We start from the raw sequence: 23,003 nt of genomic DNA on the forward strand, positions 1-23,003 counted from the left end.
AGAAAAAGATAGAACCCACTTTAAAGTAAGTTAGGCACTTCAAAGTTCTAAGGTAACTTTTTAGTAACCTGCTATCCCACTTAAAAATCACTAAAAAAAGAATCCTCCGCAGAGAATTCTTTTTTGTTTTTATTTAACGTTTATATTGACTGCTGAACTTGTATTTCCAGCGGCATCTTTTGCCGTCACAGCCAGCTTTACGCCTGATTTTTGTTTGGGAATAGTTACTTTAAACTGTCCTTTGCTATCTGCTTTGCCCGATGCGATCAGCTTTGTACCGCTTTTAATCGTAATCACGGCATTCGCTTCCGTTTTTCCGGAGATAGAGTTGGACAAAGACTTAACGGCATCAACCGCCGGAGGTGCCGGCTGGGTTGTGTCTTGCACTTTTACAATTTTATACGGGCTGTATCCTACTTTATTTTGCAGCACGGCCGTCACTTCTGTTCCTGCTTTTTGAGCAGGAATTTTTACGCTGAACTTGCCGTTTCCATCAATTTTTCCACTCGCAATAATTTTTCCTCCTACTTTAATATAAATAGACGCATTTTTTTCTCCTGTTCCCGTTACCGCTGTACTTTTTTCAGTAAGCGTATTAACGGTTGGAAGCGCTGGTTTTGTCTGCGCGGCACTGACCGTTACAAACGTGTTGGAGCTGTAGTTATTAGCTGCATCTTTTGCCGTCACAGCCAGTTTTACACCTGCTGTTTGTTTTGGAATAGTGACTTTAAACTGCCCTTTGCCATCTGCTTTGCCTGATCCGATTACTTTTGTACCGCTTTTAATCGTAATCACGGCATTCGCTTCCGTTTTTCCGGAGATAGAGTTGGACAAAGACTTAACGGCATCAACCGCCGGAGGTGCCGGCTGGGTTGTGTCTTGCACTTTTACAATTTTATACGGGCTGTATCCTACTTTATTTTGCAATACGGCCGTCACTTCTGTTCCTGCTTTTTGAGCTGGAATTTTTACGCTGAACTTGCCGTTTCCATCAATTTTTCCACTCGCAATAATTTTTCCGCCTACTTTAATATAAATAGACGCATTTTTTTCTCCTGTTCCCGTTACCGCTGTACTTTTTTCAGTAAGCATATTAACGGTTGGAAGCGCTGGTTTTGTCTGCGCGGCACTGACCGTTACAAACGTATTGGAACTGTAGTTATTGGCTGCATCTTTTGCAATAACAGCTAATTTTGTAGAAGCAGGCTGCTTTGGAATGGTGATATTGAACGTTCCATCCGATTTTGCATTTCCTTTGCCAATTACTTTTTTGTCAATTTTCACATGCACTTCTGCGCCCGCTTCTGTGCTTCCCGTTACTACTATATCTTGATTGCTTACAGCGTTTACTTTTGGTGTAACGGGTGCCGTTTTATCCTGCACGGTTACGGTTACAGCTGGACTTACGCCCGCTGTGTTTCCAGCCGTTACAGACAGTTTGCTTCCTGCCTTTTGTTTTGCAATTGAGATGCTGTATGTTCCTTTGGCATCCGCTTTACCAGCTGCAAGCTGAAGACTTCCGTTTTTAATGATAACCGTGGCATTTGCTTCTGCTGTACCCGTAACGGCTGTACTTCGATCACTCACTTCATTAACTGTCGGTTTTACCGGAGCTTTTTGCTTTGCTGTAACGATTACAGTCGATTCAGAGCTGTTATTTTCTGCTGCATCTTTTGCTTGTACGCTTAGCTTTGTATTCGCTTTTTGCAGAGAAATGGCAACAGAAAACGCTCCATTTGCACCTGCTTTAGCCGTTCCCACAGTTGTTGTTCCTATTTTTACAGTAACTGTAGAATTTGCTTCTGCTGTACCTGTAACTTTTGTATCTTGATCACTTACTGCGTTTACTTTTGGCGCAGCTGGTGCGGTTTTATCCTGTACGGTTACCGCAGTGGCTGAACTTGTTCCACCTGCATTTTGAGCCGTTACGGACAGCGTGCTTCCTGCTTTTTGTTTCGCAATTGAGATGCTGTAATTTCCTTTGGCATCTGCGTTGCCTGCTGCAAGCTGAAGACTTCCGTTTTTAACGATGACCGTCGCATTTGCTTCAGCCGTTCCTTTGATCATTGTGTCTTGATCACTTATTTCATTTACTTTGGGTGCAAGCGGTGCTTTTAACGTAGATTTAATCGCAAAAGAAGGCGCTTGGCTTTCGTTTCCTGCTTTATCTTTTGCACTTACCGCTATTGTTGTTCCGCCTATTTGTACTGGAATTGAAACAGTAAATGTACCGTTACCATCCGCTACTGCAGAGAACGTTGCATCGCCTGCTTTTACCGTCACGACGGCGTTTGCTTCTGTTACGCCTGTTACGGTCGTATCTTCGTCACTTACTTCATTTACAATTGGAACAGAAGGCGGCGTTTGATCCGTTACGCTCACTACTGTAGCCGTGCTTTCATTTTCAGCTGCATCTTTAGACGTTACAGACACTTTTGTATCTGCTGGCTGCTTGGCAATCGTAATTGCAAATTTTCCAGCTTCGTCAGCAAGACCCGTTCCAATTACTTCATTTTCCACTTTTGCAATAACAGAAGCATTTGGTTCTGTCACGCCCGTAAGCGATGTTTGGTTATCTCCTAATGCATTAACTGAAGGTGCATCAGGTGCAACCGTATCTTTCGGTGGTTCTTGCTCCTGCTCTTTTCGCGGATATTTTGTTGTATAAAAACTTAAAAGAGTAGTCGTTGGATAATAAAAATCTAAAATTTCACGATAGTCTTTGCCTAGGCTTGCCATTTTTTGAGCACCGTATTGACTCATTCCAACACCGTGTCCATTTCCTTTCCCATTAAAAGTGGTTGATGTGCTTGTTTCATTTGTTTCCGTTACAAGCAGACTAAGCATCGCACGGCTGTTTAACATTGATTTTAGCTTCGTCGATGTTAAATCTTTTAATTCCAAATGATGAACCACTAGTTTTTGCGAACTGTCTACATCTCCTTTAATGAGGTAGTCCACTGTAATTGCACCTTTAGTCACACGACCTCCTGATGAAGGAGCATAAAAACTCACCTTTGGAATAGACGTAATTTTAATCGTTTTACCAGGATGCTTATTGGCTACTAACCATGACTTCAAATTATCTGTAACGGTTTTATCTTTTTCAGAAACCGTATTCCACCAAGCGCTATAGTTAGCTAAATCTTTTCCTGTTAAATCAATTTGCGTTTTTTGAATAGCTAACGTCCACGGCGTCTGCTTATCGTATGGATCTTCTTTCACCGGGAAATAAGAAAGCTGAGTCCCTCCCCAAGCGTTGCTGTTTGATTCCGTTCTTCCGCCGTTGCTTGATGAGAAAACGGCGTTGATTAATTTATTGTTGTATGTGACTACTTGTCCGAATGTCTGATCTACTGCTTGGTTTGTGCTGTCATACCACGTATAGCCACCGTATACTTGATAGCTTACCGTGTCATTGATTACTTTTCCTGCATAGCTCATTGCGTATGTTCTTGCTGCTACCGCCTGAGTTTTTAAAGCTTGCAGATTCCAAGATGTATAGACTTCATTTGGCACAACGCCTTTTAAATAGTCTTCAATCGGGAGCGTATTAACAGGTCTGACATACGTTCCCTTTTCATTTGTAAACGCCACGTCACCTAAGTACTGTCTGCCGTTAATAGATACGGGATTTTTATAAAGAGACGGTGTAATTTCAAAGCTTGTAAATTCACCTAAGACAGTGCTTCCTTGTTTTAAAGTGACACCTTGAGTTGTTGCGGTTACCGTATACTCTGTATTTGCATTTAAGACCAAATCCGAGTTTTTAATAGTGTATAAATAAGACGGCTTAATTGTAATTGCATGCTGATCTCCTAAATAGTTTACTAATTTTACAGACACAACTGGTTCTACCGTTTCAGCTTTCACGCTAGCAAGCGGCGTGAATTGAAACAGCAGTACGCTTAGTACTAAAGCTAATGCCGTTAACTTTCTCATCTTGTTCCCCCATTTTCATGTACTGTCTAACACATTTTAATATCTCTCGTTATATCGACACAGTTCTATAAAAATTAAAGCATTTTACCTAGTTTTCTTTTCTGCTCGTCCATTTTTTTGTCGAAAAAACGCTTTTTTATATCATATGAACGACAAAAAAAACGTGTGACATAAATCAATTGATTTAGTCACACGCTTTTATAGGTCTTTCCACCTTTTATTTTGTCATTCCTTCATATGCCACGATACCGTCTGCAACATGATTCATCAGCTTTGTAAGGTAAGCCTGATCAGACAGGTTCCGGTCTTCTTCTGAATTCGTCATATACCCAAGCTCTACTAGCGTTACGGGTACAGTCGACCAGTTAAATCCTGAAAGATCACTGCGATAGCGAATGCCGTCCACTTCGACAAACTGATCTTTTTCCACCTCTGTCAGAATAGCTTGAGATGCTTGTAAACTGCTTTGATAAATAGACTTTGTATAGGAATTATCTTCTGCAGGAGTGAGCACAGAAAATCCTTTTACAAAAGTATTTTCAGAACCATCTGCATGGATACGTACGTGTAAGTCAGCTTTTGAATTATTCGCAAGCTCCGCTCGTTCCCGGTTGCTGATATTCACATCGTGAGAACTGCGAGTAAGCTTTACGGTTATGCCTTTTTCTTCGAGAAGCTGTTTTAATATCATAGAGGCTTCCAACGTCAGCTTGTATTCCGGCTTCTTGGTCACCACGCCTGATGTACCTCCGGAAACTTTTATTTTTGTTTCTGCTGCTCCCGGCCCGATTGGCTCTTTCTCTAGGTTAGCCTGAGCTTGATGACCAGGGTCAATGTAGACTAAAAACGGAGGAGGATCGGCTTTTTCAGGCATGTTGTTTTTTACATTTTTCACTTCATTACCTGCTTCATGAGGCTGTACTGCTCGGAACTGTGAGATGGGCTGCTTCACTCTTTCTCCCTGCGCATGAGCTTTTGGTACATCTCCGCTAACGATGGCTTTCTCTGTTTGACCTTTCATCATAAAGAAAAATGAGAGTACTGCTACTATTGCAACAATACCTATTCCATAACTCCATACTAAGCGCTTCATCTTCGCTCACCAAACTTTCGAATAGAGTGGGATATTCCTTATGTTAAAGTACAAAATGTGTTAACGCTATTATCTCACAGAATATGGTTTTTTTTGTATAAAACGTTAAAAATAATATCGGCAATATGTTATGTATATGCAAACAAAAACAACACTACACAATGTAGTGTTGTTTTCCAAAAAAATGACGGATGGTTAAATCCGTTTTGCACCAATATAACGTGCTTTCCAGTAGCTGTTGCTAAGAGATGTAATCGTGACGCCTTTAGACGTAGAAGCTTGAAGAAACTGATTATTTCCTAAGTACACGCCTACATGTGAAGGACCTTTTTTATACGTTTGAAAGAAAACTAAATCTCCTTTTTGAAGCTTTGCTTTTGAAACGCTTGTCCCTACTCGATACATTTGTTCCGTTGTGCGCGGAAGTGTTTTTCCAGCCTTTTTAAAAATGTATTGAATAAATCCCGAGCAGTCAAAACCTTTTGTTGTTGTGCCTCCCCATTTATAAGGAACACCTATTAATTTTTTACCAGTAGCAATAGCCGTATCTTTGTATGAATATGACGCTGCTTCTACTGTTTGAGCAGGTGCAATAAACGGACTGGCTCCGCTAAATAAAACTGCAGCTGCCGTTATAGACCCAATGATGGCTTTTTTCATTTTTTTCCTCCATTATGTAACCGAACGTTACGTTTCTATGAACCTATTTTTCAATGTGTTCGGTTTAATTATAATGAAAAAAGCCTCAAAAACTATTACGCTATGATTAAATAATGTTACAAAATGGTTACTTAGGAATTTTTATCTTTAGTTGTTTATAAAAAAGAGGATGGGACAAAAGCATTTTTCACTTAGGGAAAAACGAACCACTAATCAGCATGTCTGATTAGTGGTTCGTTTTTTTGTGGTTGTGAACATAGTATTATTTGTTTCGTTCCTTCTAGCAGTTGATTGGAGGACAAGGCGAAGACTCCTGCGAGAAAAGCGGAGCAGGTGAGACCCCGCAGGAGCGCAAGCGACGAGGAGGCTCAGCGCCCGCCCGCGGAAAGCGAAGCCTTGCACGGAAATCAACTGCGGTGTCACAAGCAGTCCAGGTCATGTATCTCATTTATTCGTCTTTAGACTGGATTCATTTCATTATGTCTCAGCTTTTTTTCTTTTACTTTTCTTTTTGCTGTTTCAAAATTAAGTCCTGTTTCGCTTTAGCATCATGATGCTGCGCTAACTCGCGTGAAAATTCTTCATTTGCTTGATCCGGAGCAATTTTTAACTCTTTTGGTGTTTGAGGCAGTGACCCTTTGTTGTTATGTGATGATTTGTGATTATTTGCTCTTCCCATGTTGTGACCTCCTTGTATCAATCATTTGTTTTTCATCTTTAGTTACTATTCCCAACTTTTCAAAGCAAATTCAAACGAAAAAATCCGAACGATTACTCGTTCGGATCTTCCTTCAACTAAAATACGTTTGTAATTACGATACTTTTTTCGTTACTTCGTTAATATAAGCTTCCTTGTCTTTATCGTTAAATTGACCTTCCCACTTTGAAATGACGATTGCACCAAGTGAGTTTCCAATTACGTTTACCGCTGTACGTCCCATATCTAACAAACGGTCAATTCCAGCGATAAAAGCAAGCCCTTCTACCGGAAGTCCTACAGATCCAAGCGTTGCAAGCAGTACAACAAACGATACGCCCGGAACTCCTGCAATTCCTTTAGATGTAACCATTAAAATTAATATCAGTGAAATTTGCTGTGTGATGCTCATATCAATACCGTACATTTGCGCAATAAAGATCGCAGCAAGCGCTTGATAAAGAGTAGATCCGTCTAAGTTAAACGAATATCCCGTCGGAATAACAAAAGATGTAATTGCTTTAGGACATCCGAACTTTTCCATTTTTGCAATAATACGCGGTAATACTGTTTCTGAACTTGCAGTTGAAAATGCTAGCAGCAATTCATCTTTTAGCACTTTTAATAAATGGAAGATGTTAACGCCTGCCCATTTAGCTACAAGTCCTAGTACCACTAATACAAAGAAAATCATTGTGCCGTAAGCAACAATTACAAGCTTACTAAGCGGAATCAGAGACGCTAGTCCAAATTTTGATACGGTTACACCGATTAATGCAAATACGCCAAACGGTGCAAACTTCATAACTAAATTCGTTACCCAAAACATCGCTTCTGCCGTGCCTTCAAAAAATCTTAGAACCGGCTTTCCTTTTTCACCGATTGATGCAATTCCAAGTCCAAATAGGACCGAGAAGAAAATAATTGGCAGCATGTCGCCTGCAGCAATTGATTCAAATACATTCGTTGGAACGATGTGAACAAATGTTTCTACAAATCCTTTTTGCTCTGTAGCTTCTGCCGTTGATGTGTAGCTGCTGATATCTGATTTTTCAAGACCGCTGCGGTCCACACCAGTACCAGGGTGAAGCAAGTTAGCTGCCAATAAGCCTACAACAATGGCAACCGTTGTAATGATTTCAAAGTAAAGAATTGTTTTTCCGCCTAATTTACCAAGCTTCTTAATATCACCAACACCCGCAACGCCCACAATGATACTAGATATAACAATCGGCACCACGATCATTTTAATTAAATGAATGAATACGTCTCCAATTGGCTGCAGTACTTCAACTGCTTTAGGATTTCCGTAAAAAATGGCCCCTACAATAATACCTGCAATCAAACCAATTAGAATTTGTCCTGCTAATCCAAGCTTTTTGAACATATCTTTGCACCTTCCTTCTTTTTTCTAACAGCTCGAAGCTGTTTATTTGCACTTACTGTATTCAACAGATACAATTCCATTAAGAACTGTTTATTAAGTAGTTCTTTTATTCATAAGATTACATTATCATAGGCATCACAAAATCTAACACAAACCTACTGAAACTAACAAAAAAGTTTTTAGAAAATTACAAAATGAAAACGCTGTAGTTTTTTTGCTACAGCGTTTGTTTGACTTCATAATAGAGCATTTGAATAAATTTCTTTACATTTATACGACTTGGCGTACTGCTTTTGCCCGTTCCTTTTTCTATATCTCTCATGCGCTGATGCACCATTGAAAAATCGAAAAACTTAGAAGCGTAATTTTCAAATTTAGGATTAAAGAAATCCACCATTCCAAGAGAAGTCAAATGATTTAAAGACTGATAAATGGCTCTTCTGACTCGCTGTTCGGCTGCTTTCATTTCTTTTTGCAGGACGTCTTCTGAAAAAGGTGAACCAAGCTTTCTCACGGTAATTTTCTCAAAAATCTCTTTGAGAGAAGGAAAATGCTGTTCATACATCGTGCTTTTTTCCGTTTGATGCAGGTAATTGATGATTTCGATTAAATCTTTACTTCCGCTTTCTCCTAAAATCCCAAGTTCTCTTAAAAGAAACCTGCACGCTTCTGCCGGATCGCTTTCTTTTTTACCAGAAGCAGGCGTTTTTTGCTGGTTTCCTATATTAAGTACGGTATTTAACGATTCTTGGATTTTTTCCATTGATTGTTGAACATGAATTCGTTCAATTACTTTTTGAATGACCATGAGCACTTCCATACGATTAAGCGGCTTCGTGATATAGTATTCAATGCCAAGCGAGTAGGCTTTTCCAATCAAATCTTTTGTTTCTACCTGTGACATCATAATGATTTTCCCTTTAAAACTATCCTTTATTTTGCGCACGGTTTCGATTCCGTCTTGAATCGGCATCAATAAATCAATAAATAAAATATCGATCTGCTGCAATAAAGAAACTTGATCATTTAACACGATCCCGTCTTCTCCTTCTCCTATAACCTCCCCCAGATCATTATCTTCAATAATTTCGGCTAACATTGAACGAAAGACTTCGTCATCATCTATGATATAAAATCGCATATTAGTCCTTATCCCCCATTAACGTAGAAATAGGTAAATCTATAGTAAATTGAACACCGGGGCTTGGAGACAGATTAATAAATTGAATACTCCCGCCCAGCTGCTCGGTCATTTGCTTAACGTAGACAAGCCCAAGACCTGTAGAAGGCGTCCCGTCCTTTGCGTATTTGGATGTAAATCCCGCTTTAAAAATGAGACGTTCATGCCTTTTTTTTACACCGGGACCGCTGTCTCTTACATATAGTAAAATGCGGTCTTCCTCTCGGCATACGTCGATAATAATCGCGCCTTCTTTTTCAATTGCTTCGACTGCATTCGTTACTAAGTTATTAATTAATGATAAAAACAAGTACACGTGATAGCGAGGATGCTCCCCTAGAACCGAATATGAAAAATGAATATCTTTTGCTAACATCGCCGCGTACTTTTCATTGCTGCGCATGACGATTTGAAGCAGACTTTCGATTTCCATATACTCAGAAAATTCCTCTTTTGTAATGACCTTGGACAGTCCTGCTGATATCCGCTGATTGTCTTTTTTAATATCATGTACTTCTCCTGCAATTTGTAATGCTTTTTGGCTAAATTCGTGCAGCGAAGTAAGCTGGTGGATATCTGCTTCGTGTAGTTCTTCATATAAATCATACGACTTTTTCGTAATTCTCTCAGCGTCTTGCAGCGTTTTTTTCAAATGAATGGATTCTTCATACAAATTTGAAAGCACAACAAGCAGCTGATCATTTTTTTGAGAGATTTGCCGTTCTCTCAGCTGCCCTTCGTAAAGCTTGATCATGCTAAACAGACATAAAACAAAGAAACTTCGAAAGACGCCTACAATAAAAATTTGCATGAACTCCGGAAACACAATATGATGGTGAACCATCACATACATACAAAGCAGTTCCATGCCGCCTGAAACCGTTTCGATGATGATGCTCCATATGCCAATAATCCACGGCTTTGAATGAAAATCGTTAATCTTAAACCAAGAAAAAGCAATGGCATAAACAAGATAATAAATCCCTGCTGAGCATCGAATCTGCAAAGAATGCAGAAAATCAAATGATTCGTAATTATACCAATCAAGGTACATTCGAAAGCCCACTATAGCACTCGCAACTAAAATACCTGGTATTACAGGAGATACCTTTCTTAAAAGCAGCAGTGAAAAGAAAAAAATGGGCACAGCAAAGCTGACTCTATACGTATCATGAAAAGGATAATATTTAAGCTCTCCTGCTAGCGGCACAACAACTATCATCACCAAAATGAGTAAAACATCTTTTTTTACTACCGTATCAACTTTCATCGTTCACGTCCTGCACTTTTTGAACATAAGTATATAGTTTAGCAATCTAAAAGACAATCGCTCTTCCTATATTTTTTACACTCTCACTTCCATTTATAAATATAGCCCATATATAAACGGTTATTTATTCTCTTTCATTATTCTTTGTAGTTTTTTAGATTTTCTTGTTTTATTTTGTAATTTTTGTTGTATAGTAGAAGTACCTTTTAAAATGTGAGGCTGTATCACAACTATTCAATTATTATTACATCACCTGATAGCTACACTAAAAAGGAAAACTATTATTTTACAGGGGGAGCTTATTTTACAATGTGGATCATTACCGTTTACTCGAAAAACCAAAGTCCGACTATGTTTGAATTTGAATCAGAGGTAGAGGCGAAAAAGACATTTCAGGAGATTAAAGGGTGTAAGATCCTATCGGAAGTTATTTACTATAACGACCGAGTTCCCGCTTTAGCGTAAATCAGTTGATGTAGGAAATTTTACAAATTATCGGTTAAAAGCCACGTAAAGAGCCAAAGGATGATCCTATTCCTTTGGCTCTTTGCTGTTTGATTAGAAAAAACGAGGCTGAGACATAATGAGATGAATCTAATTTAAAGACGAACAAACGGTAGACATGAGCTGAACCGCTTGTGACACCGCAGTTGATTTCCGTGCAAGACGTCGCTTTCCGCGGGCGGCCGCTGAGCCTCCTCGTCGCTTGCGCTCCTGTGGGGTCTCACTTGTTCCGCTTTTCAAGCAGGAGTCTTCGTCTTGCCCTCCAATCAACTGCTAGAAGGGTCTACCGTTGACCCTAACAAAAAAACGAACCACTAATCAAATGTGTTGATCAATGGTTCGTTTTTCACTTCGTCTAATATACTTTTGTCCCAGCTTCGTTTTGCTTTGTGAGCATACTGACTCCCCACATTACGATAAAGTTGATAAGCAGCGCAATAAATCCGACGTTGATATCCTTCATTTGCTGAGGCAGGGATGGGAACAACGTACCAATAGTAGAGCCGCTGATTGTAATATAGGCCACTACAATAATTCCAGCAACAATCCCCCACGCTGCTCCTTGTTTCGTTACAAAGTTATTTTTCTTCAAACTGAAAAGCAGAGATGGAAACAGCTGTGTCATTAGACTATAGCCCATTAAAATAATTGTTGACAGCGTCGTTCCTCCGTTTAGTGTAAAGTAAACGGAAATAAGAGCCACAACCGGTACAAAGCTTTTCGCTAAACGAGCAATATGCGCTTCGCTTGCTTGAGGCGCAAACGGTTTATAAATATTTTTCGCCAGCAGCGTTGACGCACTCATTAACAGCATCGATCCCGGCACAAGCGCTGTCAGCAAACCCGCTCCTCCTATAATTCCAATAAACCAAGGATCAAACGTTTGGATTGAGATCCGTAATAGCGCAAGATCCACGTCTCCTCCGCTTAAACCAGGAACTTTTAAAATAGCTGCAAATCCAACAAAAAATACAAAGAGCAGCATCAGCGTATAAAGAGGACTAATGATTGCATTCTTGCGAAATACCTTTGCATTTTTCGCTGTATAGCTTGAGCTAAACACCTGCGGCCACATATAAAAACCAAGTACTAGTAAAATAACGGTCGAAATAAACCACGAGACGCTTAATCCTTGCTCAGGAAACTTTAAAAATCCCGGCTTCGCTGTATTCACCGCTTCAAACATTGGACCGTATCCTCCGTAATAATGAAAAGGTAAATAAATACCTAAAAATCCAATCACAGCAAGCATCATAATGTCTTTAATAACGGCCGTCCATGCAGAACCGTGGATACCGGATATCATCACATACAGCGTTAAACTGATAGCTCCCATCCAAATGGCTGCCGGCATTGAAATGGCGCCGTATGATGCTTGTGATACAATAATTCCCAATCCTTTTAACTGCACAACAATAACAGGAATGACCGCAATCACTCCTACAGCAGCTACAAGCACACCAAGGTAAGGGCTTTTATATTTGCTTACAAAAAAATCAGGCTGCGAGACGAGCTTATGATCTCTTGCATACTTCCAAATAACAGGAAGAAGCCAGTATGATAAGACATATGATAAGCTAATATAAATTAAGACATAAAGTGCAGGAGCTCCTTTTCCATAAGCCCATCCGCTTCCGCCTAGAAACGAAAACGTTGTATAGATTTCTCCGGCCATCAGCACAAAAACTAAAATAGCCCCGAAACCGCGTCCGCCTACCGTCCACTGCTCCAAGTTCATATCCTTGCCTTTGGTTGATCGTATGCCAAGAAAAATAGCTGCCACTAAAAATAGTAAAATAATAATAAGTGCACTATTCATTCTTCTTCCCCTTCCCGATTTCTGGGATCAAGCTTATACATAACCCCTAAAATAATGGACGTAAGCACCACCCATATCACCATCCAAAACATATTGAACGGCATACCGAGAACAAACGGAGTGACTTCATTAACAAAGGGAAGAAACCCTAATATGCCTACGAACGGAAGGACAGACAAAATATAGATAAATTTCATGACTAAACTCCTCCGACTTTCTAAAACTAACTTCTTTATATTACCACATATTCTGTCCATTCAATGAAGGAATGCTTGCATTTAAACTGAAATAATCTCCAAAAGATAAAATATTCTGTACTATTTTACAAAAATACTGTTTTAATTTTTCTGAATAAATAGTATAATTTCTTCTTATAGTTCGCAGGAGGTATCGTACAGATGAAAACAATAGAGAAAATCAGTACATTTGCAGGAAAAACATTTACGCTTTGGGTTATTTTAATTTCCGTTATTGCCTATTCATTCCCAGAGCACTTTGTATGGATTGGAAAGTATATCGTTCCGCTTTTAGGAATTGTCATGTTTGGAATGGGGTTAACGCTGTCAGCGTCTGATTTCAGCGAAGTATTTCGAAGACCGAAAGAAGTAGCACTAGGCGTGGTAGGACATTTTATCATTATGCCGCTTCTCGCATTCGGTTTGGCGATTGGCTTAGATTTACCAAAAGAAATAGCAGTGGGCGTTATTTTAGTAGGCTGCTGTCCAAGCGGCACATCATCAAACGTAATGGTCTTTTTGGCTCGAGGAAACGTTGCGCTTGCAGTTGCTATCGCTTCTGTTTCAACCATTTTAGCACCGATTGTTACACCGCTTCTTATTTTATTATTTGCAAGCAAGTGGGTCGATATTGATATCATGTCTCTTATTATTTCCATTATACAAGTTGTCATCATTCCGCTTGCTCTTGGATTTACGATCAAAAAGTTTTTTGGAAAAGCTGCAGAAGCAAGTTCCAAAGCTCTTCCCCTTGTTTCAGTAGTCGCAATTGTTTTGATTGTATCCGCCGTTGTGGCAGGAAGCCAAGCACAGCTTGCTAAAACAGGCGGTATCATTTTTGCAGTAGTTGTGCTTCACAACATTCTTGGTTTTACAATCGGCTTCTTCTTTGCCCGCTTATGCGGAATGGATTTAGCCAAACAAAAAGCGGTCGCAATGGAAGTTGGCATGCAAAACTCAGGGCTCGGCGTTACCATTGCTTCCACTCACTTTTCGCCGCTAGCCGCTGTCCCAAGCGCCATCTTCAGCGTCTGGCACAACATCTCAGGCTCAGTTCTTGCCTTTATCTTCAGCAAACTAAAAGACAAAAACCAGCCCTCGTCTGACAAAAAAATGGCTGGCTAATAACATAAACTTATAAGGGACGCACGAAAAGCTCCCTTGAACCTTCCCAAAAAGGTTTTAAAAAGTTCTTAAAAGCTTTTACCTAGGAGAATTTCACCAACCCCGAAAGGGGGGTGAAATTCTCTTAGGTATAGAAAAAAAAGACATGGCGCTTTTTGCCATGTCTCTTTTTTCCACATCGATTCTAAACTATATTAGCCTCTTCCTGCTTGGAAAGAAGGATATTTCGTCATACCACCATCAGCAAATAATGTAATACCTGTTACATAGCTTGCTTGTGATGATGCTAAGAATGCTGCAACTGATGCTACTTCTTCTGGTTTACCGATGTAACCCATTGGAATCATGCTTTCTACGTCTGCACGTTGTACAGGATCTGCAAATTTCTCTGCGTTGATTGGTGTGTTCATCGCACCTGGTCCAATGTTATTTACGCGGATACCTTTTGGCGCATATTCAAGAGCCAATGTTTCCGTCATTAGTTTCATACCGCCTTTACTTGCTGCGTAGTGAACAAATAATGGCCAAGGAATCATTTCGTGAACACTAGACATGTTAATAACGTTTCCTTTAATGTCGTTTTCAACGAAATATTTAATTGCTTCACGGCTTCCTAAGAATGCACCTGTTAAGTTTGTATCAATAACTTTGTTCCAGTTATCTAAAGATAGCTCATGAGAAGGAACTGGGTTTTCAACACCAGCGTTGTTAATCATAACGTCTAATGTACCGAATTCTTTAATAGCTGTTTGAACAAGATTTACAACGTCTTCTTCTTTTGTTACGTCGCCTTGAACGATGATTGCTTGTCCGCCTGCTTCTTCTACTTCTTTTTTCGCATCTAAAGCTTCTTCTTCATTGTTGTAATAGTTAATAACAACTTTTGCTTCTTCTTGACCGAAACGAACAGCCATTGCGCGACCTAAACCTGTTGATCCACCTGTAATTACAACTACTTTATCTTTTAAATCTGTATACATAATAAAATCCTCCTAGTGTTTTCATTTATTCATACATACTATCATTAACTTTTACGTAAACGTTAACTTTTAGCCATTCCGAGGAATACGCCACCTAAAATGATGAGCACAATACCAATCGTAATTGAAATAAGCTGACGCTTTGTTTTCTTTTCTCCAAGTAAGAAGATACCGCCAAGCGTTGAAATAACGATTCCCATTTGTGATAATGAGAAGCTTGTTGCAACCCCTACTTTAGGTTGAGAGATAAATAAGAACATGTTACCAGCTGCCCAAATAAGGCCTGGAATAATGTTGCGAATTGCATATTTATTAAACGGTTTGTGTTTATAAGTAAGTATAAGTCCACCAATTAACATACCAATAGCTTGTGGGAATAGTGCCGACCAGCCGTCTACATTAAATAAACGAGCGACAACTACATACACTAAGTATCCAATTGTTGAAACAATAAGGGTAATAATCCCTTTTTTGAATTGTCCAGATTGCTCTGGGTTTTTTTCGCTTTCTAGTGATGTTAGCACGATACCAATAACAATAAAAATAAGAGCTAACACGCCTAAAATAACGGTTGTTGTTGTTGACCACTCGTGAAACACGATAACACCAAACAGTGATGTTGTCACAAGCTGCATACCAGTTGAAATTGGCATGGTTTTTGAAACACCAATATAATCAATCGTTTTCAACTGATTACTTTGCCCAACTGCCCAAAATAATCCTGAAACGATTCCGACAATAAAAATAAGCGGCGTCAACACTGGATGAACTACGAAATAAATAACGGCTGAAAAGATCAGCGCACCAATTGTAGTTCCAAGCGTTTGACTGTAAGGACCTCCGCCCAATTTAACGTTGAACAGGACAATACTTCCCCAGAAAATCGCAGGAAGAATAGCCAAAAGGATATCCATTTGATACTAACCTTCTTTCTCAAACTCTTGATGTAATTGTAAATTTAAAGTACCTTTTATTTAACTAGGTAACTTTATGTAACCAATCTTAGACCTTTTTTCTTGATACGTCAATAATAATATGTCGATTCTGTGACTTTTTTTAAAAACTTTACAATACAGCGTTTCCAAGCTACTGAAAGTTTTGAAAATAAAAAAAGATAGCCTTTTCATTATCCAAATGCTAGTATATAATAACATTATAAGGGTTACTTTTAATATCCTATATACAATAAAGTAGGTGGCATGAATGAATGAATTTGATGAGTTATGTCCAAAAGTGTGGAAAACGTTTGATATAATAGGAAAAAGATGGAACGGGTTAATTATTTATGTCCTGATGAGCGGTCCTAAACGCTTTAGTGAAATTCACAGCAGCATTCCCTCTTTAAGTAAACGAATGTTAACCGAACGAATGAAAGAGTTAGAAGAAGAAGGAATTGTAATCCGGCACGTTATTCCTGAACGTCCGGTTCGTATTGAATATATCTTAACTAAAAAAGGATCAGAGCTTGGTATGATCTTAGGACCCGTCAGCAAGTGGGCAAAAACATGGATAAAATAAAAAAGCCTCTTTGGAGGCTTTTTTTACGTTTGGTAGAGGATATAATTATTTTTCCCTTCTCTTTTTCCTTTATATAACGCATCATCTGCATTTTTTAATAATGAAGCAGCCGATTCCCCGTCTTCTGGATAAATAGAGACGCCGATGGTAGTTGTGGTGCGCAAACAATAGCCCCGTACATTCCAGCTTTGCTGAAGAGATACGTGAATTCGCCTAGCAATTTGTTCAATTTCTCGTCGGTTTGTTACGTTTAAAATAATGATAAACTCATCTCCGCCCAAACGATAAATGCGATCGCCTTTCCTCACACAGCTTTTTAACCTCTTCGTGTATGCTTTTAGAAATTCGTCGCCTATATGATGGCCATATTCATCGTTAATCTGCTTAAAATTATCACAGTCAAGAAACAAAAGCGCAAAAAACTCATCGCTTTTTTGCTGCCCTTTTTCAATTACTTTGTTTAACTCTTTTAATAACATTGCCCGGTTGGGAAGACCTGTTAAACTATCGTGAGTGGCTTCAAAATGAAGTTTATTTTCTAGCGCTTTTTGTTCAGTAATATCATTATGAATGGATACATAATGAGTAATATTTCCGTCTATATCTTTTAACGGCACAATTGTTTTCGATACCCAGTATGACTGATGATGCTTCGTCCCCATTTCAAGCTGTCCTCGCCATACTTTTCCGCTTTTTATTGTTTCAAGTAGCTCATGATGATCATGATTAAGCCCTGCATCTCGATAATACTTCCCTACTAAATCTTCTTTTTCATAACCTGAATACTGTACATACATATCATTTGCATAGGTAATAGTCCCACTTGCATTTATAATCATAACGCTAGCTGATTCATCAAGCGCATATTTTATATTTTCAAGTTCTTTCAGCGTATACGCCAACTGTTCTTCTGCTTCTTTTTGAGGCGTAATATCGTGTAAGATTGCATAGGCGCCAACCGTTTGATTATTTACTTTAACAGGAATCGTTGTAATATACACATGTTGTATAGAATGTTGGCTTCTTCGGAATGTTAGCTCTGTGCAATAGCTGATTTCTTCATATACATTCCAGCGTTTGTAATTACAGGCTCCCAGTCTTTTAGCAATGTCTCGGTAATTTTTATGCAGCACATCGCTTGCAGAAAGCTGCAACGTTTCTAAGAATGCGCTGTTGATATTTAAAATTGTGCCGTCCAAATTCAGCATACAAACTGCGTGGTGGTGGTTTGTAAATAGCGATTTGTACCACTGTTTGCTTTTTATGAGCTCTAATTCTAATCTTTTAATAGCTGTGATATCTCGGTAAATCACTGAATAGGCGACCAGTTGATTTTGATAGTCATAAATCGGTGAACAGCTAACAGATACACACACCCTTTCGCCGCTCTTTGTGTACCTGACTGTTTCATAAGGAGACAGCGTCTTGCCATTTTTTAATTCTGCTATTAATTTAAGGCTTTCTTGTTCCTCTTTCTTTGACACGATGTTCATCTCTTGACGGCTTTTTCCTATAGCTTCTTCTTTTCTCCACTGAAATAGCTTTTCAAACGCTCCATTGACTGTTAAGACCTTCTCATCACAATCAGCAATTAGAATGGCGTCTACCGTGTTTTCTAGAAATGCATCGAGCAAGCGCGTGCTCTCTTCCTGTGTTTTTTTATAATGAATTTCTTGAGCCATGACAAGGACATGTGAAGGGTTTGTCGCTTGATTAAAAAGAGGAGTAAAAGTTACTTCATATGCATGCCGGTCGGGCTGAAAAAGCTGTATGTATTGATATTGAATCGGTTCTTTCGTGGCAATGGCTTTTTCACAAAGTGTGTAAAAAAGCAGATTTTTTTCTTTGTTGATTATCTTGTCTTCCATTTTGTCAAAGAATTGCTGAGCTGCCTTGTTACATTCTTTATAATACAGCTGATGTTTTTCTTGCTGAATTAAAATAACAGGCTGCGGCATATTCATAAAATAAAATTGGAATACCCCTTCACTATACATACTAAATATCCTCCATCTGCCTTTGGAATTTCACTAAACGTCTTGTTTTGATATGCCATTCACTCATTCTCCCAAACCAACACGTCTTCTTTATCTCTTAAAATATTTTAACAATCGTACAAAATCACATAATTTTATAAAAATTCAAGATATCTGCGTTGCATGTAAGTCTAATTACCCGTTCTCATATTACGATAAATTATCTATTCCGTGAAGTTTATGGTTTAAGAGTTCAATAGCCTTTCTCGTCTGAATAAACTGCGGTACTTATTATAAGTTAAGTAGGAAGAGATTGACTGCGGCATTCCCAGTAAATAGCCTTGAGCAGCATGTAGATTTAACGAAATCGCTGCGGCTAAATCTTTATCTCGTTCAACGCCTTCTAAAATGAGATTCGTATGCGGATAATAATTAACAAGCAAATCAATCAGATCTTTCTTTTGCTTGCAGTCGGCTAGTCCTTCCGCATAGCTTCGGTCCAATTTCATATAGTGAGGCTCATACATGCTTACCTGTCTCATCGCTGCGGCCCCTGCTCCAAAATCATCAATCGCAATTTTGAAACCGGCCTCTTTCAAACTCATTACTCGGGCAAAAAGAGCTGGTGATTCCCATAAAATCTTTTCATGAAGCGTTTCATTTAACTCCCATACAATACGATGTTTCGCATTTTTATAGGTGTTCAACAGATATGTTAAAAACCGTTGGAAATGCGGGTGGAGAAGAGTAGAGGGAAACACATTGATAAATAAATCCTCAGATTTCAATACCTCAAACGGAAAGTTCTTTATAGCCCCTTCAATTGCCATCGTATCAAGCTTGTACAAATAATTATGGCGTCTTGCCAGTGAAAACAACTCTTCAATTTGCCCTTTTGCGAAAGCCGTGCGCAGCAAAGCCTCAAAACCCAGCGTCTCCCACGAATCCAGCGCATAAATAGGCTGATATACAAACTGAAAGTCTTCATACGTCAGTTCCTTTAAAACATGAGCATCCATTCTTTCGTTTAATCACCTTTCGTTTTCAATATACTATTTCTTCCATAATCTAAACTTATAAAAATATATCCTAAAAACAGCTAAATGTCCATTAAAAGTAAGATATTCCATTAGGCGATTTAGGTATTTTGAGACTTGCTGGAAGCTTATGATAGCAACAAAGAAGTGTTTTAGAGACTTTTATGCTTTTGATAGATAGGCTGTAAAGGATGTTTCAAACAAGAGATTGAGACATAAGCAACTCAGCCCCATCTAAAGATGAGCAAATTAAATAAAGGGACTAGTATAGATTGCTTGGGACACCGCGGTTGATTTCCGTGCATGGCTTCGCTTTCCGCGGGCGGCCGCTGAGCCTCCTTGTCTTGCCCTCCAATCAACCGCTAGAAACACCTAATATGTGAAATTTACGTTTACTATATACTTAGCGCAATAACCTGTTATCGTTGGCTTGTAATCATAGACAAATTGCTCATGTTGATAAATAGATGCTAGTTGGAAAACCAAGGATAACAGCCCATTCAAGACATTACAAAAAATATTGCACCTACAGCTAAGCAAATCCTATAACTTTCTTCATCTAACTTGTTACCTCTTCTTCTCTATAAATTCTCTACTATTTCCCCTCATTAAAACGAATATTTTTCAGCATTTTTAAAAACCATTCTTGTCTTTTGTCTTCATCACCACTTTTATATTTATCGCTGCTATCGAAGGAAATCTGTACTATTTTATTAGAATGCTTATCTGCTACATATGCCAAGTATGTATTAGGAATATGTTTCTTCTCATCTACTATTACACGCTTTTCTGTTCCTTTGAAATAAATATAAGCTGATTGATAGTAAATCCTCGTCTGTGAATTTTCAATCTTATTAGTAACACTTAATCCAAATCTTCTTTTAAATAAAGCCTCAACGTGAATACTCTCATCTGCAGGATTACTGGTTAAAAACTCAGTTTTTATATAATTCGCTTGTGTTTTACCTTCAACTTCTTCATTGTAGACAGCCCACCAGCTCTCGTAGGAATCATTATTTACAGCATAATCCTCTCTCTTTTTATGTAAAACTTGATACTCTTCTGGAAACCACATCGTATACTGCCCGGTCTTTGACTTAAACTCATAAAACCCATCATCGGCTTTTTTATCTTTGTTTAAGAACTTGCGCGTAAAGTGATCATCAAAAGCTGGAACGTTGGGGTAGCGGCTTTCGTTTATCAGCCATATTGCTCCTATTAAAATAGCGGCTCCTGTGATAACTATCATGATAACTTTCGAACGTTTTTTCATCGGCGTCCCCTCTACTTTATCGTTTGGAACAAACTTTAATCCTTATATATTGAATAGTCTTTAGCATTTTGATTTGTTGCCCTTATGCTAAAAAAAGCTTTTGCTTATAATTAATTTCCCTTAACAAATTTAATACTTTGCAACATTTTTAAAAACCATTTCTTTCTATCCATTTTATTTGTTTCTGTATTTTCCCCTACACTATCATATATTAATTTGATTACCTTATCAGAGCTTTTATCTGCTACATATGCTACATAAAGGTTGGGCGGATTTTCTTTACTGTCATGTACTATATGTTGGTTAGTACCACGAAAATATGTATAGGCATAATCATAATAAATTCTTGTATGAGAGGTTTCTAACTGTTTAGGTTTTTTACTGTCTAATTGTTCTTTAAATAAACTCTCTACATAAATTAATTCTGATTTCGTGTCGTTCTCGGAAAATTCAGCCTTGATAGCGTACGTTTGTTGATCATTTTCGTAGGGTTTAATATAAGAGGCTGACCAATTTTCATATGATTCGCCATTTCTAGTGTAATCCTCGCGATATTTATGTAAAACTTGATACTCCTCTGGAAACCACATCGTATACTGCCCTGTCTTTGACTTAAACTCATAAAGACCATCATCCACTTTTTTATCTTTGTTCAAGAACTTACGCGTGAAGTGATCATTAAAAGCAGGGACATTGGGATAGCGGCTTTCGTTTATCAGCCATATTCCTGCTGTTAAAATAACCGTTCCTGCAAGGACTGCAATAATGGTCTTCATCCTTTTTTTCATATCTGCACATCCTCTTTATTTTTACTAGATAGGTTTTGGTATTTAAGCTAAATTGATTTATTTCTTAAATTATCGTTCAACATGAGCTTTATTAAGCTTCATTTCCCTCACGGAACTTAATATTTTTTAATATTGTTAGGAACCATTTTTTCTCTTCTACTTCATCATTCTTTCTGCTTTTTTCACTTTTATCAAACCACAGTTCAATTGCATTATTAGAATGTTTATCCGCTACATATGCTATATATGTATTTGGAGCATGTTCTTTATTAGGATGCATAATTACTTCTTGTGTTCCTTTAAAATATGTATAAGCTGAATCATAGTAGATTCTTGTACTAGAAGTTTCAAACGTATTAGGCTTAGTAACATTTAGCTGTTCTTTAAACATATTGTCTACAGTAAAGGATTCATTTTCAGCCTTTCTTGCGTTTGAAAATGTCATTTCCATATAACTTCCCCCAGCATTTCCAGCTTTGTTATTCACCTCTTTCGCTATCCACCTTTCATAAGAATTACCGTTTATTACGTAATCTTCTCCGTTCTCCTTTATAAGCTGATAGCCTTTAGGAAACCACATCGTATACTGGCCAGTCTTGGACTTAAACTCATAAAAACCATCATCTACTTTTTTATCTTTGTTCAAGAACTTACGGGTGAAGTGATCATCAAAAGCTGGGACATTTGGATAGCGGCTTTCGTTTATTAGCCATATTCCTCCTGTTAAAATAACCGTTCCTGCAAGGACTGCAATAATAGTCTTCGTACGTTTCTTCATCCTCTGACATCTCCGTTGTTTTCTGGTCTAAAATGAATACTTTTTAACATTTTTAAAAATTGCTTATTTGTTTTGTCACCTTCATTTTTTGATAAGTTATTACCTATAGAGTCATAAGATATTTCAATTGTCTTATTTGAATGTTCATCAACTACGTAGGCAACATATGTATTGGGTATGTAACTACTTTTATCCTCAATTACTTTCTCCTCCGTACCCTTGAAGTAAGTATAGGCATTATCATAGTAGATTTTTTTATCTTTCGTTTCTATTACCTTTGGTTTATTGGCGTGAAATCTTCTTTTAAAAGTAGACTCTACAAACACAGCTTCATCTTTGATACTCCGCTCAAAAAATTTCAAGTTCAGTTGACCAATTAGATTCTCCCCTTTGTATTTTTCAGTCGATAAGGCTCTCCAATCTTCATAATTTTGTCCGTTCTTTGAATAGCCTTGACCATCGTCATTCGCTATTACAAATTCTTCTGGAAACCACATCGTATACTGTCCTGTCCTTGATTTAAACTCATAAAACCCATCGTCTACTTTTTTATCTTTATTCAAAAACTCACGAGTGAAATGATCTTTAAAAGCTGGAACATTTGGGTAGCGGCTTTCGTTTATCAGCCATATTCCTCCTATTAAAATAGCGACTCCTGTAATGATTGCGGGAAGGGTCTTCGTACGTTTTTTTATTGTCCTACACTCCCTTTATTACTCTTTTGAAATAAACGGGACTTA

Annotated in this window: 23 protein-coding genes; 4 read left to right on the forward strand and 19 right to left on the reverse strand. The window is 38.2% G+C overall.

Annotated elements, in window-relative coordinates; genetic code table 11:
* Positions 1 to 129 precede the first annotated feature (129 nt).
* From WKH56_RS12925 to WKH56_RS12935, 3 genes are all read right to left on the reverse strand, one after another.
* Complete coding sequence (locus WKH56_RS12925) at positions 130 to 3,942, reverse strand: Ig-like domain-containing protein (protein ID WP_342835809.1); 3,813 nt, start codon at positions 3,940 to 3,942, stop codon at positions 130 to 132.
* Between the two features lie 217 nt (positions 3,943 to 4,159).
* Positions 4,160 to 5,035: an N-acetylmuramoyl-L-alanine amidase family protein gene (locus tag WKH56_RS12930; protein ID WP_342835811.1), complete on the reverse strand. Its 876-nt coding sequence runs from the start codon at positions 5,033 to 5,035 to the stop codon at positions 4,160 to 4,162.
* Between the two features lie 195 nt (positions 5,036 to 5,230).
* A complete protein-coding gene (locus tag WKH56_RS12935) occupies positions 5,231 to 5,695 on the reverse strand; it encodes a C40 family peptidase (RefSeq protein WP_013055770.1) in 465 nt (154 codons plus the stop codon).
* Between the two features lie 287 nt (positions 5,696 to 5,982).
* On the opposite strand from WKH56_RS12935, the gene WKH56_RS12940 reads away from it, so the two are divergent.
* A complete protein-coding gene (locus WKH56_RS12940) occupies positions 5,983 to 6,249 on the forward strand; it encodes a hypothetical protein (protein WP_342835813.1) in 267 nt (88 codons plus the stop codon).
* Here WKH56_RS12940 and WKH56_RS12945 read toward each other — a convergent pair.
* The 4 genes from WKH56_RS12945 to WKH56_RS12960 all read right to left on the reverse strand — a co-directional run bounded on the left by WKH56_RS12945 (position 6,195) and on the right by WKH56_RS12960 (position 10,229).
* Entirely contained in the window at positions 6,195 to 6,374 is a 180-nt protein-coding gene (locus WKH56_RS12945) for a YfhD family protein (RefSeq protein WP_013055768.1), read from the reverse strand. The genes WKH56_RS12940 and WKH56_RS12945 overlap by 55 nt on opposite strands.
* Before the next feature lie 133 nt (positions 6,375 to 6,507).
* Positions 6,508 to 7,779: a cation:dicarboxylate symporter family transporter gene (locus WKH56_RS12950; RefSeq protein WP_028407730.1), complete on the reverse strand. Its 1,272-nt coding sequence runs from the start codon at positions 7,777 to 7,779 to the stop codon at positions 6,508 to 6,510.
* Between the two features lie 217 nt (positions 7,780 to 7,996).
* Entirely contained in the window at positions 7,997 to 8,920 is a 924-nt protein-coding gene (locus tag WKH56_RS12955) for a response regulator (RefSeq protein WP_275211538.1), read from the reverse strand.
* Position 8,921: 1 nt separating this feature from the next.
* The gene (locus WKH56_RS12960) at positions 8,922 to 10,229 is read right to left on the reverse strand and encodes a sensor histidine kinase (RefSeq protein ID WP_033578240.1); all 1,308 of its coding nucleotides are present in this window, start codon (positions 10,227 to 10,229) and stop codon (positions 8,922 to 8,924) included.
* 213 nt (positions 10,230 to 10,442) lie between these two features.
* Here WKH56_RS12960 and WKH56_RS12965 point away from each other — a divergent pair, with 213 nt between their 5' ends.
* Entirely contained in the window at positions 10,443 to 10,694 is a 252-nt protein-coding gene (locus tag WKH56_RS12965) for a hypothetical protein (protein WP_140451563.1), read from the forward strand.
* A gap of 129 nt (positions 10,695 to 10,823) precedes the next feature.
* Here the strand turns inward: WKH56_RS12965 and WKH56_RS12970 are convergent, their stop codons facing one another.
* From WKH56_RS12970 to WKH56_RS12980, 3 genes are all read right to left on the reverse strand, one after another.
* Positions 10,824 to 11,003 carry a hypothetical protein gene (locus tag WKH56_RS12970; protein WP_243495527.1) on the reverse strand — a complete coding sequence of 60 codons (180 nt, stop codon included), beginning with the start codon at positions 11,001 to 11,003 and terminating at the stop codon, positions 10,824 to 10,826.
* An 85-nt stretch (positions 11,004 to 11,088) separates the two neighbouring features.
* On the reverse strand, positions 11,089 to 12,552 hold the full coding sequence (locus tag WKH56_RS12975; RefSeq protein ID WP_275211539.1) for a sodium:solute symporter family protein: 1,464 nt from the start codon (positions 12,550 to 12,552) through the stop codon (positions 11,089 to 11,091).
* Positions 12,549 to 12,749 carry a DUF3311 domain-containing protein gene (locus WKH56_RS12980; RefSeq protein WP_034269918.1) on the reverse strand — a complete coding sequence of 67 codons (201 nt, stop codon included), beginning with the start codon at positions 12,747 to 12,749 and terminating at the stop codon, positions 12,549 to 12,551. Before WKH56_RS12980 ends, WKH56_RS12975 begins: the two co-directional genes overlap by 4 nt.
* A gap of 201 nt (positions 12,750 to 12,950) precedes the next feature.
* Here WKH56_RS12980 and WKH56_RS12985 point away from each other — a divergent pair, with 201 nt between their 5' ends.
* Positions 12,951 to 13,913 carry a bile acid:sodium symporter family protein gene (locus tag WKH56_RS12985; RefSeq protein WP_013082056.1) on the forward strand — a complete coding sequence of 321 codons (963 nt, stop codon included), beginning with the start codon at positions 12,951 to 12,953 and terminating at the stop codon, positions 13,911 to 13,913.
* Between the two features lie 194 nt (positions 13,914 to 14,107).
* On the opposite strand, the gene gdh is transcribed toward WKH56_RS12985, so the two are convergent.
* Together gdh and WKH56_RS12995 are read right to left on the reverse strand one after the other, a co-directional pair.
* Entirely contained in the window at positions 14,108 to 14,893 is a 786-nt protein-coding gene (gene gdh, locus WKH56_RS12990; RefSeq protein ID WP_014461262.1) for a glucose 1-dehydrogenase, read from the reverse strand.
* A gap of 62 nt (positions 14,894 to 14,955) precedes the next feature.
* Entirely contained in the window at positions 14,956 to 15,807 is an 852-nt protein-coding gene (locus WKH56_RS12995; protein ID WP_028412283.1) for a GRP family sugar transporter, read from the reverse strand.
* 289 nt (positions 15,808 to 16,096) lie between these two features.
* On the opposite strand from WKH56_RS12995, the gene WKH56_RS13000 reads away from it, so the two are divergent.
* Positions 16,097 to 16,411 carry a winged helix-turn-helix transcriptional regulator gene (locus WKH56_RS13000; RefSeq protein ID WP_013055757.1) on the forward strand — a complete coding sequence of 105 codons (315 nt, stop codon included), beginning with the start codon at positions 16,097 to 16,099 and terminating at the stop codon, positions 16,409 to 16,411.
* A gap of 23 nt (positions 16,412 to 16,434) precedes the next feature.
* On the opposite strand, the gene WKH56_RS13005 is transcribed toward WKH56_RS13000, so the two are convergent.
* The 7 genes from WKH56_RS13005 to WKH56_RS13035 all read right to left on the reverse strand — a co-directional run bounded on the left by WKH56_RS13005 (position 16,435) and on the right by WKH56_RS13035 (position 22,826).
* Complete coding sequence (locus tag WKH56_RS13005; protein WP_221832732.1) at positions 16,435 to 18,408, reverse strand: sensor domain-containing diguanylate cyclase; 1,974 nt, start codon at positions 18,406 to 18,408, stop codon at positions 16,435 to 16,437.
* Positions 18,409 to 18,632: 224 nt separating this feature from the next.
* Positions 18,633 to 19,406: an EAL domain-containing protein gene (locus WKH56_RS13010; RefSeq protein WP_028412281.1), complete on the reverse strand. Its 774-nt coding sequence runs from the start codon at positions 19,404 to 19,406 to the stop codon at positions 18,633 to 18,635.
* Between the two features lie 242 nt (positions 19,407 to 19,648).
* Positions 19,649 to 19,783, reverse strand: a complete 135-nt coding sequence (locus WKH56_RS13015) for a hypothetical protein (RefSeq protein WP_275211830.1) — start codon at positions 19,781 to 19,783, stop codon at positions 19,649 to 19,651.
* Between the two features lie 236 nt (positions 19,784 to 20,019).
* Positions 20,020 to 20,697: a hypothetical protein gene (locus WKH56_RS13020; protein WP_063248222.1), complete on the reverse strand. Its 678-nt coding sequence runs from the start codon at positions 20,695 to 20,697 to the stop codon at positions 20,020 to 20,022.
* Between the two features lie 110 nt (positions 20,698 to 20,807).
* On the reverse strand, positions 20,808 to 21,485 hold the full coding sequence (locus WKH56_RS13025; RefSeq protein ID WP_310884236.1) for a hypothetical protein: 678 nt from the start codon (positions 21,483 to 21,485) through the stop codon (positions 20,808 to 20,810).
* Between the two features lie 91 nt (positions 21,486 to 21,576).
* Entirely contained in the window at positions 21,577 to 22,263 is a 687-nt protein-coding gene (locus WKH56_RS13030) for a hypothetical protein (protein WP_028412277.1), read from the reverse strand.
* Positions 22,260 to 22,826, reverse strand: coding sequence for a hypothetical protein (locus WKH56_RS13035; protein WP_342835829.1), 567 nt, complete (start codon positions 22,824 to 22,826; stop codon positions 22,260 to 22,262). Before WKH56_RS13035 ends, WKH56_RS13030 begins: the two co-directional genes overlap by 4 nt.
* Positions 22,827 to 23,003 lie beyond the last annotated feature (177 nt).

The organism is Priestia sp. SB1 (assembly GCF_038898415.1).

Excerpts from the sequence above, each read along its gene's own strand:
- WKH56_RS12925 (WP_342835809.1), bottom strand. The coding sequence starts at position 3,942 with ATGAGAAAGTTAACGGCATTAGCTTTAGTACTAAGCGTACTGCTGTTT.
- WKH56_RS12930 (WP_342835811.1), bottom strand. The coding sequence starts at position 5,035 with ATGAAGCGCTTAGTATGGAGTTATGGAATAGGTATTGTTGCAATAGTA.
- WKH56_RS12935 (WP_013055770.1), bottom strand. The coding sequence starts at position 5,695 with ATGAAAAAAGCCATCATTGGGTCTATAACGGCAGCTGCAGTTTTATTT.
- WKH56_RS12945 (WP_013055768.1), bottom strand. The coding sequence starts at position 6,374 with ATGGGAAGAGCAAATAATCACAAATCATCACATAACAACAAAGGGTCA.
- WKH56_RS12950 (WP_028407730.1), bottom strand. The coding sequence starts at position 7,779 with ATGTTCAAAAAGCTTGGATTAGCAGGACAAATTCTAATTGGTTTGATT.
- WKH56_RS12955 (WP_275211538.1), bottom strand. The coding sequence starts at position 8,920 with ATGCGATTTTATATCATAGATGATGACGAAGTCTTTCGTTCAATGTTA.
- WKH56_RS12960 (WP_033578240.1), bottom strand. The coding sequence starts at position 10,229 with ATGAAAGTTGATACGGTAGTAAAAAAAGATGTTTTACTCATTTTGGTG.
- WKH56_RS12975 (WP_275211539.1), bottom strand. The coding sequence starts at position 12,552 with ATGAATAGTGCACTTATTATTATTTTACTATTTTTAGTGGCAGCTATT.
- WKH56_RS12980 (WP_034269918.1), bottom strand. The coding sequence starts at position 12,749 with ATGAAATTTATCTATATTTTGTCTGTCCTTCCGTTCGTAGGCATATTA.
- WKH56_RS12985 (WP_013082056.1), top strand. The coding sequence starts at position 12,951 with ATGAAAACAATAGAGAAAATCAGTACATTTGCAGGAAAAACATTTACG.
- gdh (WP_014461262.1), bottom strand. The coding sequence starts at position 14,893 with ATGTATACAGATTTAAAAGATAAAGTAGTTGTAATTACAGGTGGATCA.
- WKH56_RS12995 (WP_028412283.1), bottom strand. The coding sequence starts at position 15,807 with ATGGATATCCTTTTGGCTATTCTTCCTGCGATTTTCTGGGGAAGTATT.
- WKH56_RS13000 (WP_013055757.1), top strand. The coding sequence starts at position 16,097 with ATGAATGAATTTGATGAGTTATGTCCAAAAGTGTGGAAAACGTTTGAT.
- WKH56_RS13005 (WP_221832732.1), bottom strand. The coding sequence starts at position 18,408 with ATGTATAGTGAAGGGGTATTCCAATTTTATTTTATGAATATGCCGCAG.
- WKH56_RS13010 (WP_028412281.1), bottom strand. The coding sequence starts at position 19,406 with ATGGATGCTCATGTTTTAAAGGAACTGACGTATGAAGACTTTCAGTTT.
- WKH56_RS13020 (WP_063248222.1), bottom strand. The coding sequence starts at position 20,697 with ATGAAAAAACGTTCGAAAGTTATCATGATAGTTATCACAGGAGCCGCT.
- WKH56_RS13025 (WP_310884236.1), bottom strand. The coding sequence starts at position 21,485 with ATGAAAAAAAGGATGAAGACCATTATTGCAGTCCTTGCAGGAACGGTT.
- WKH56_RS13030 (WP_028412277.1), bottom strand. The coding sequence starts at position 22,263 with ATGAAGAAACGTACGAAGACTATTATTGCAGTCCTTGCAGGAACGGTT.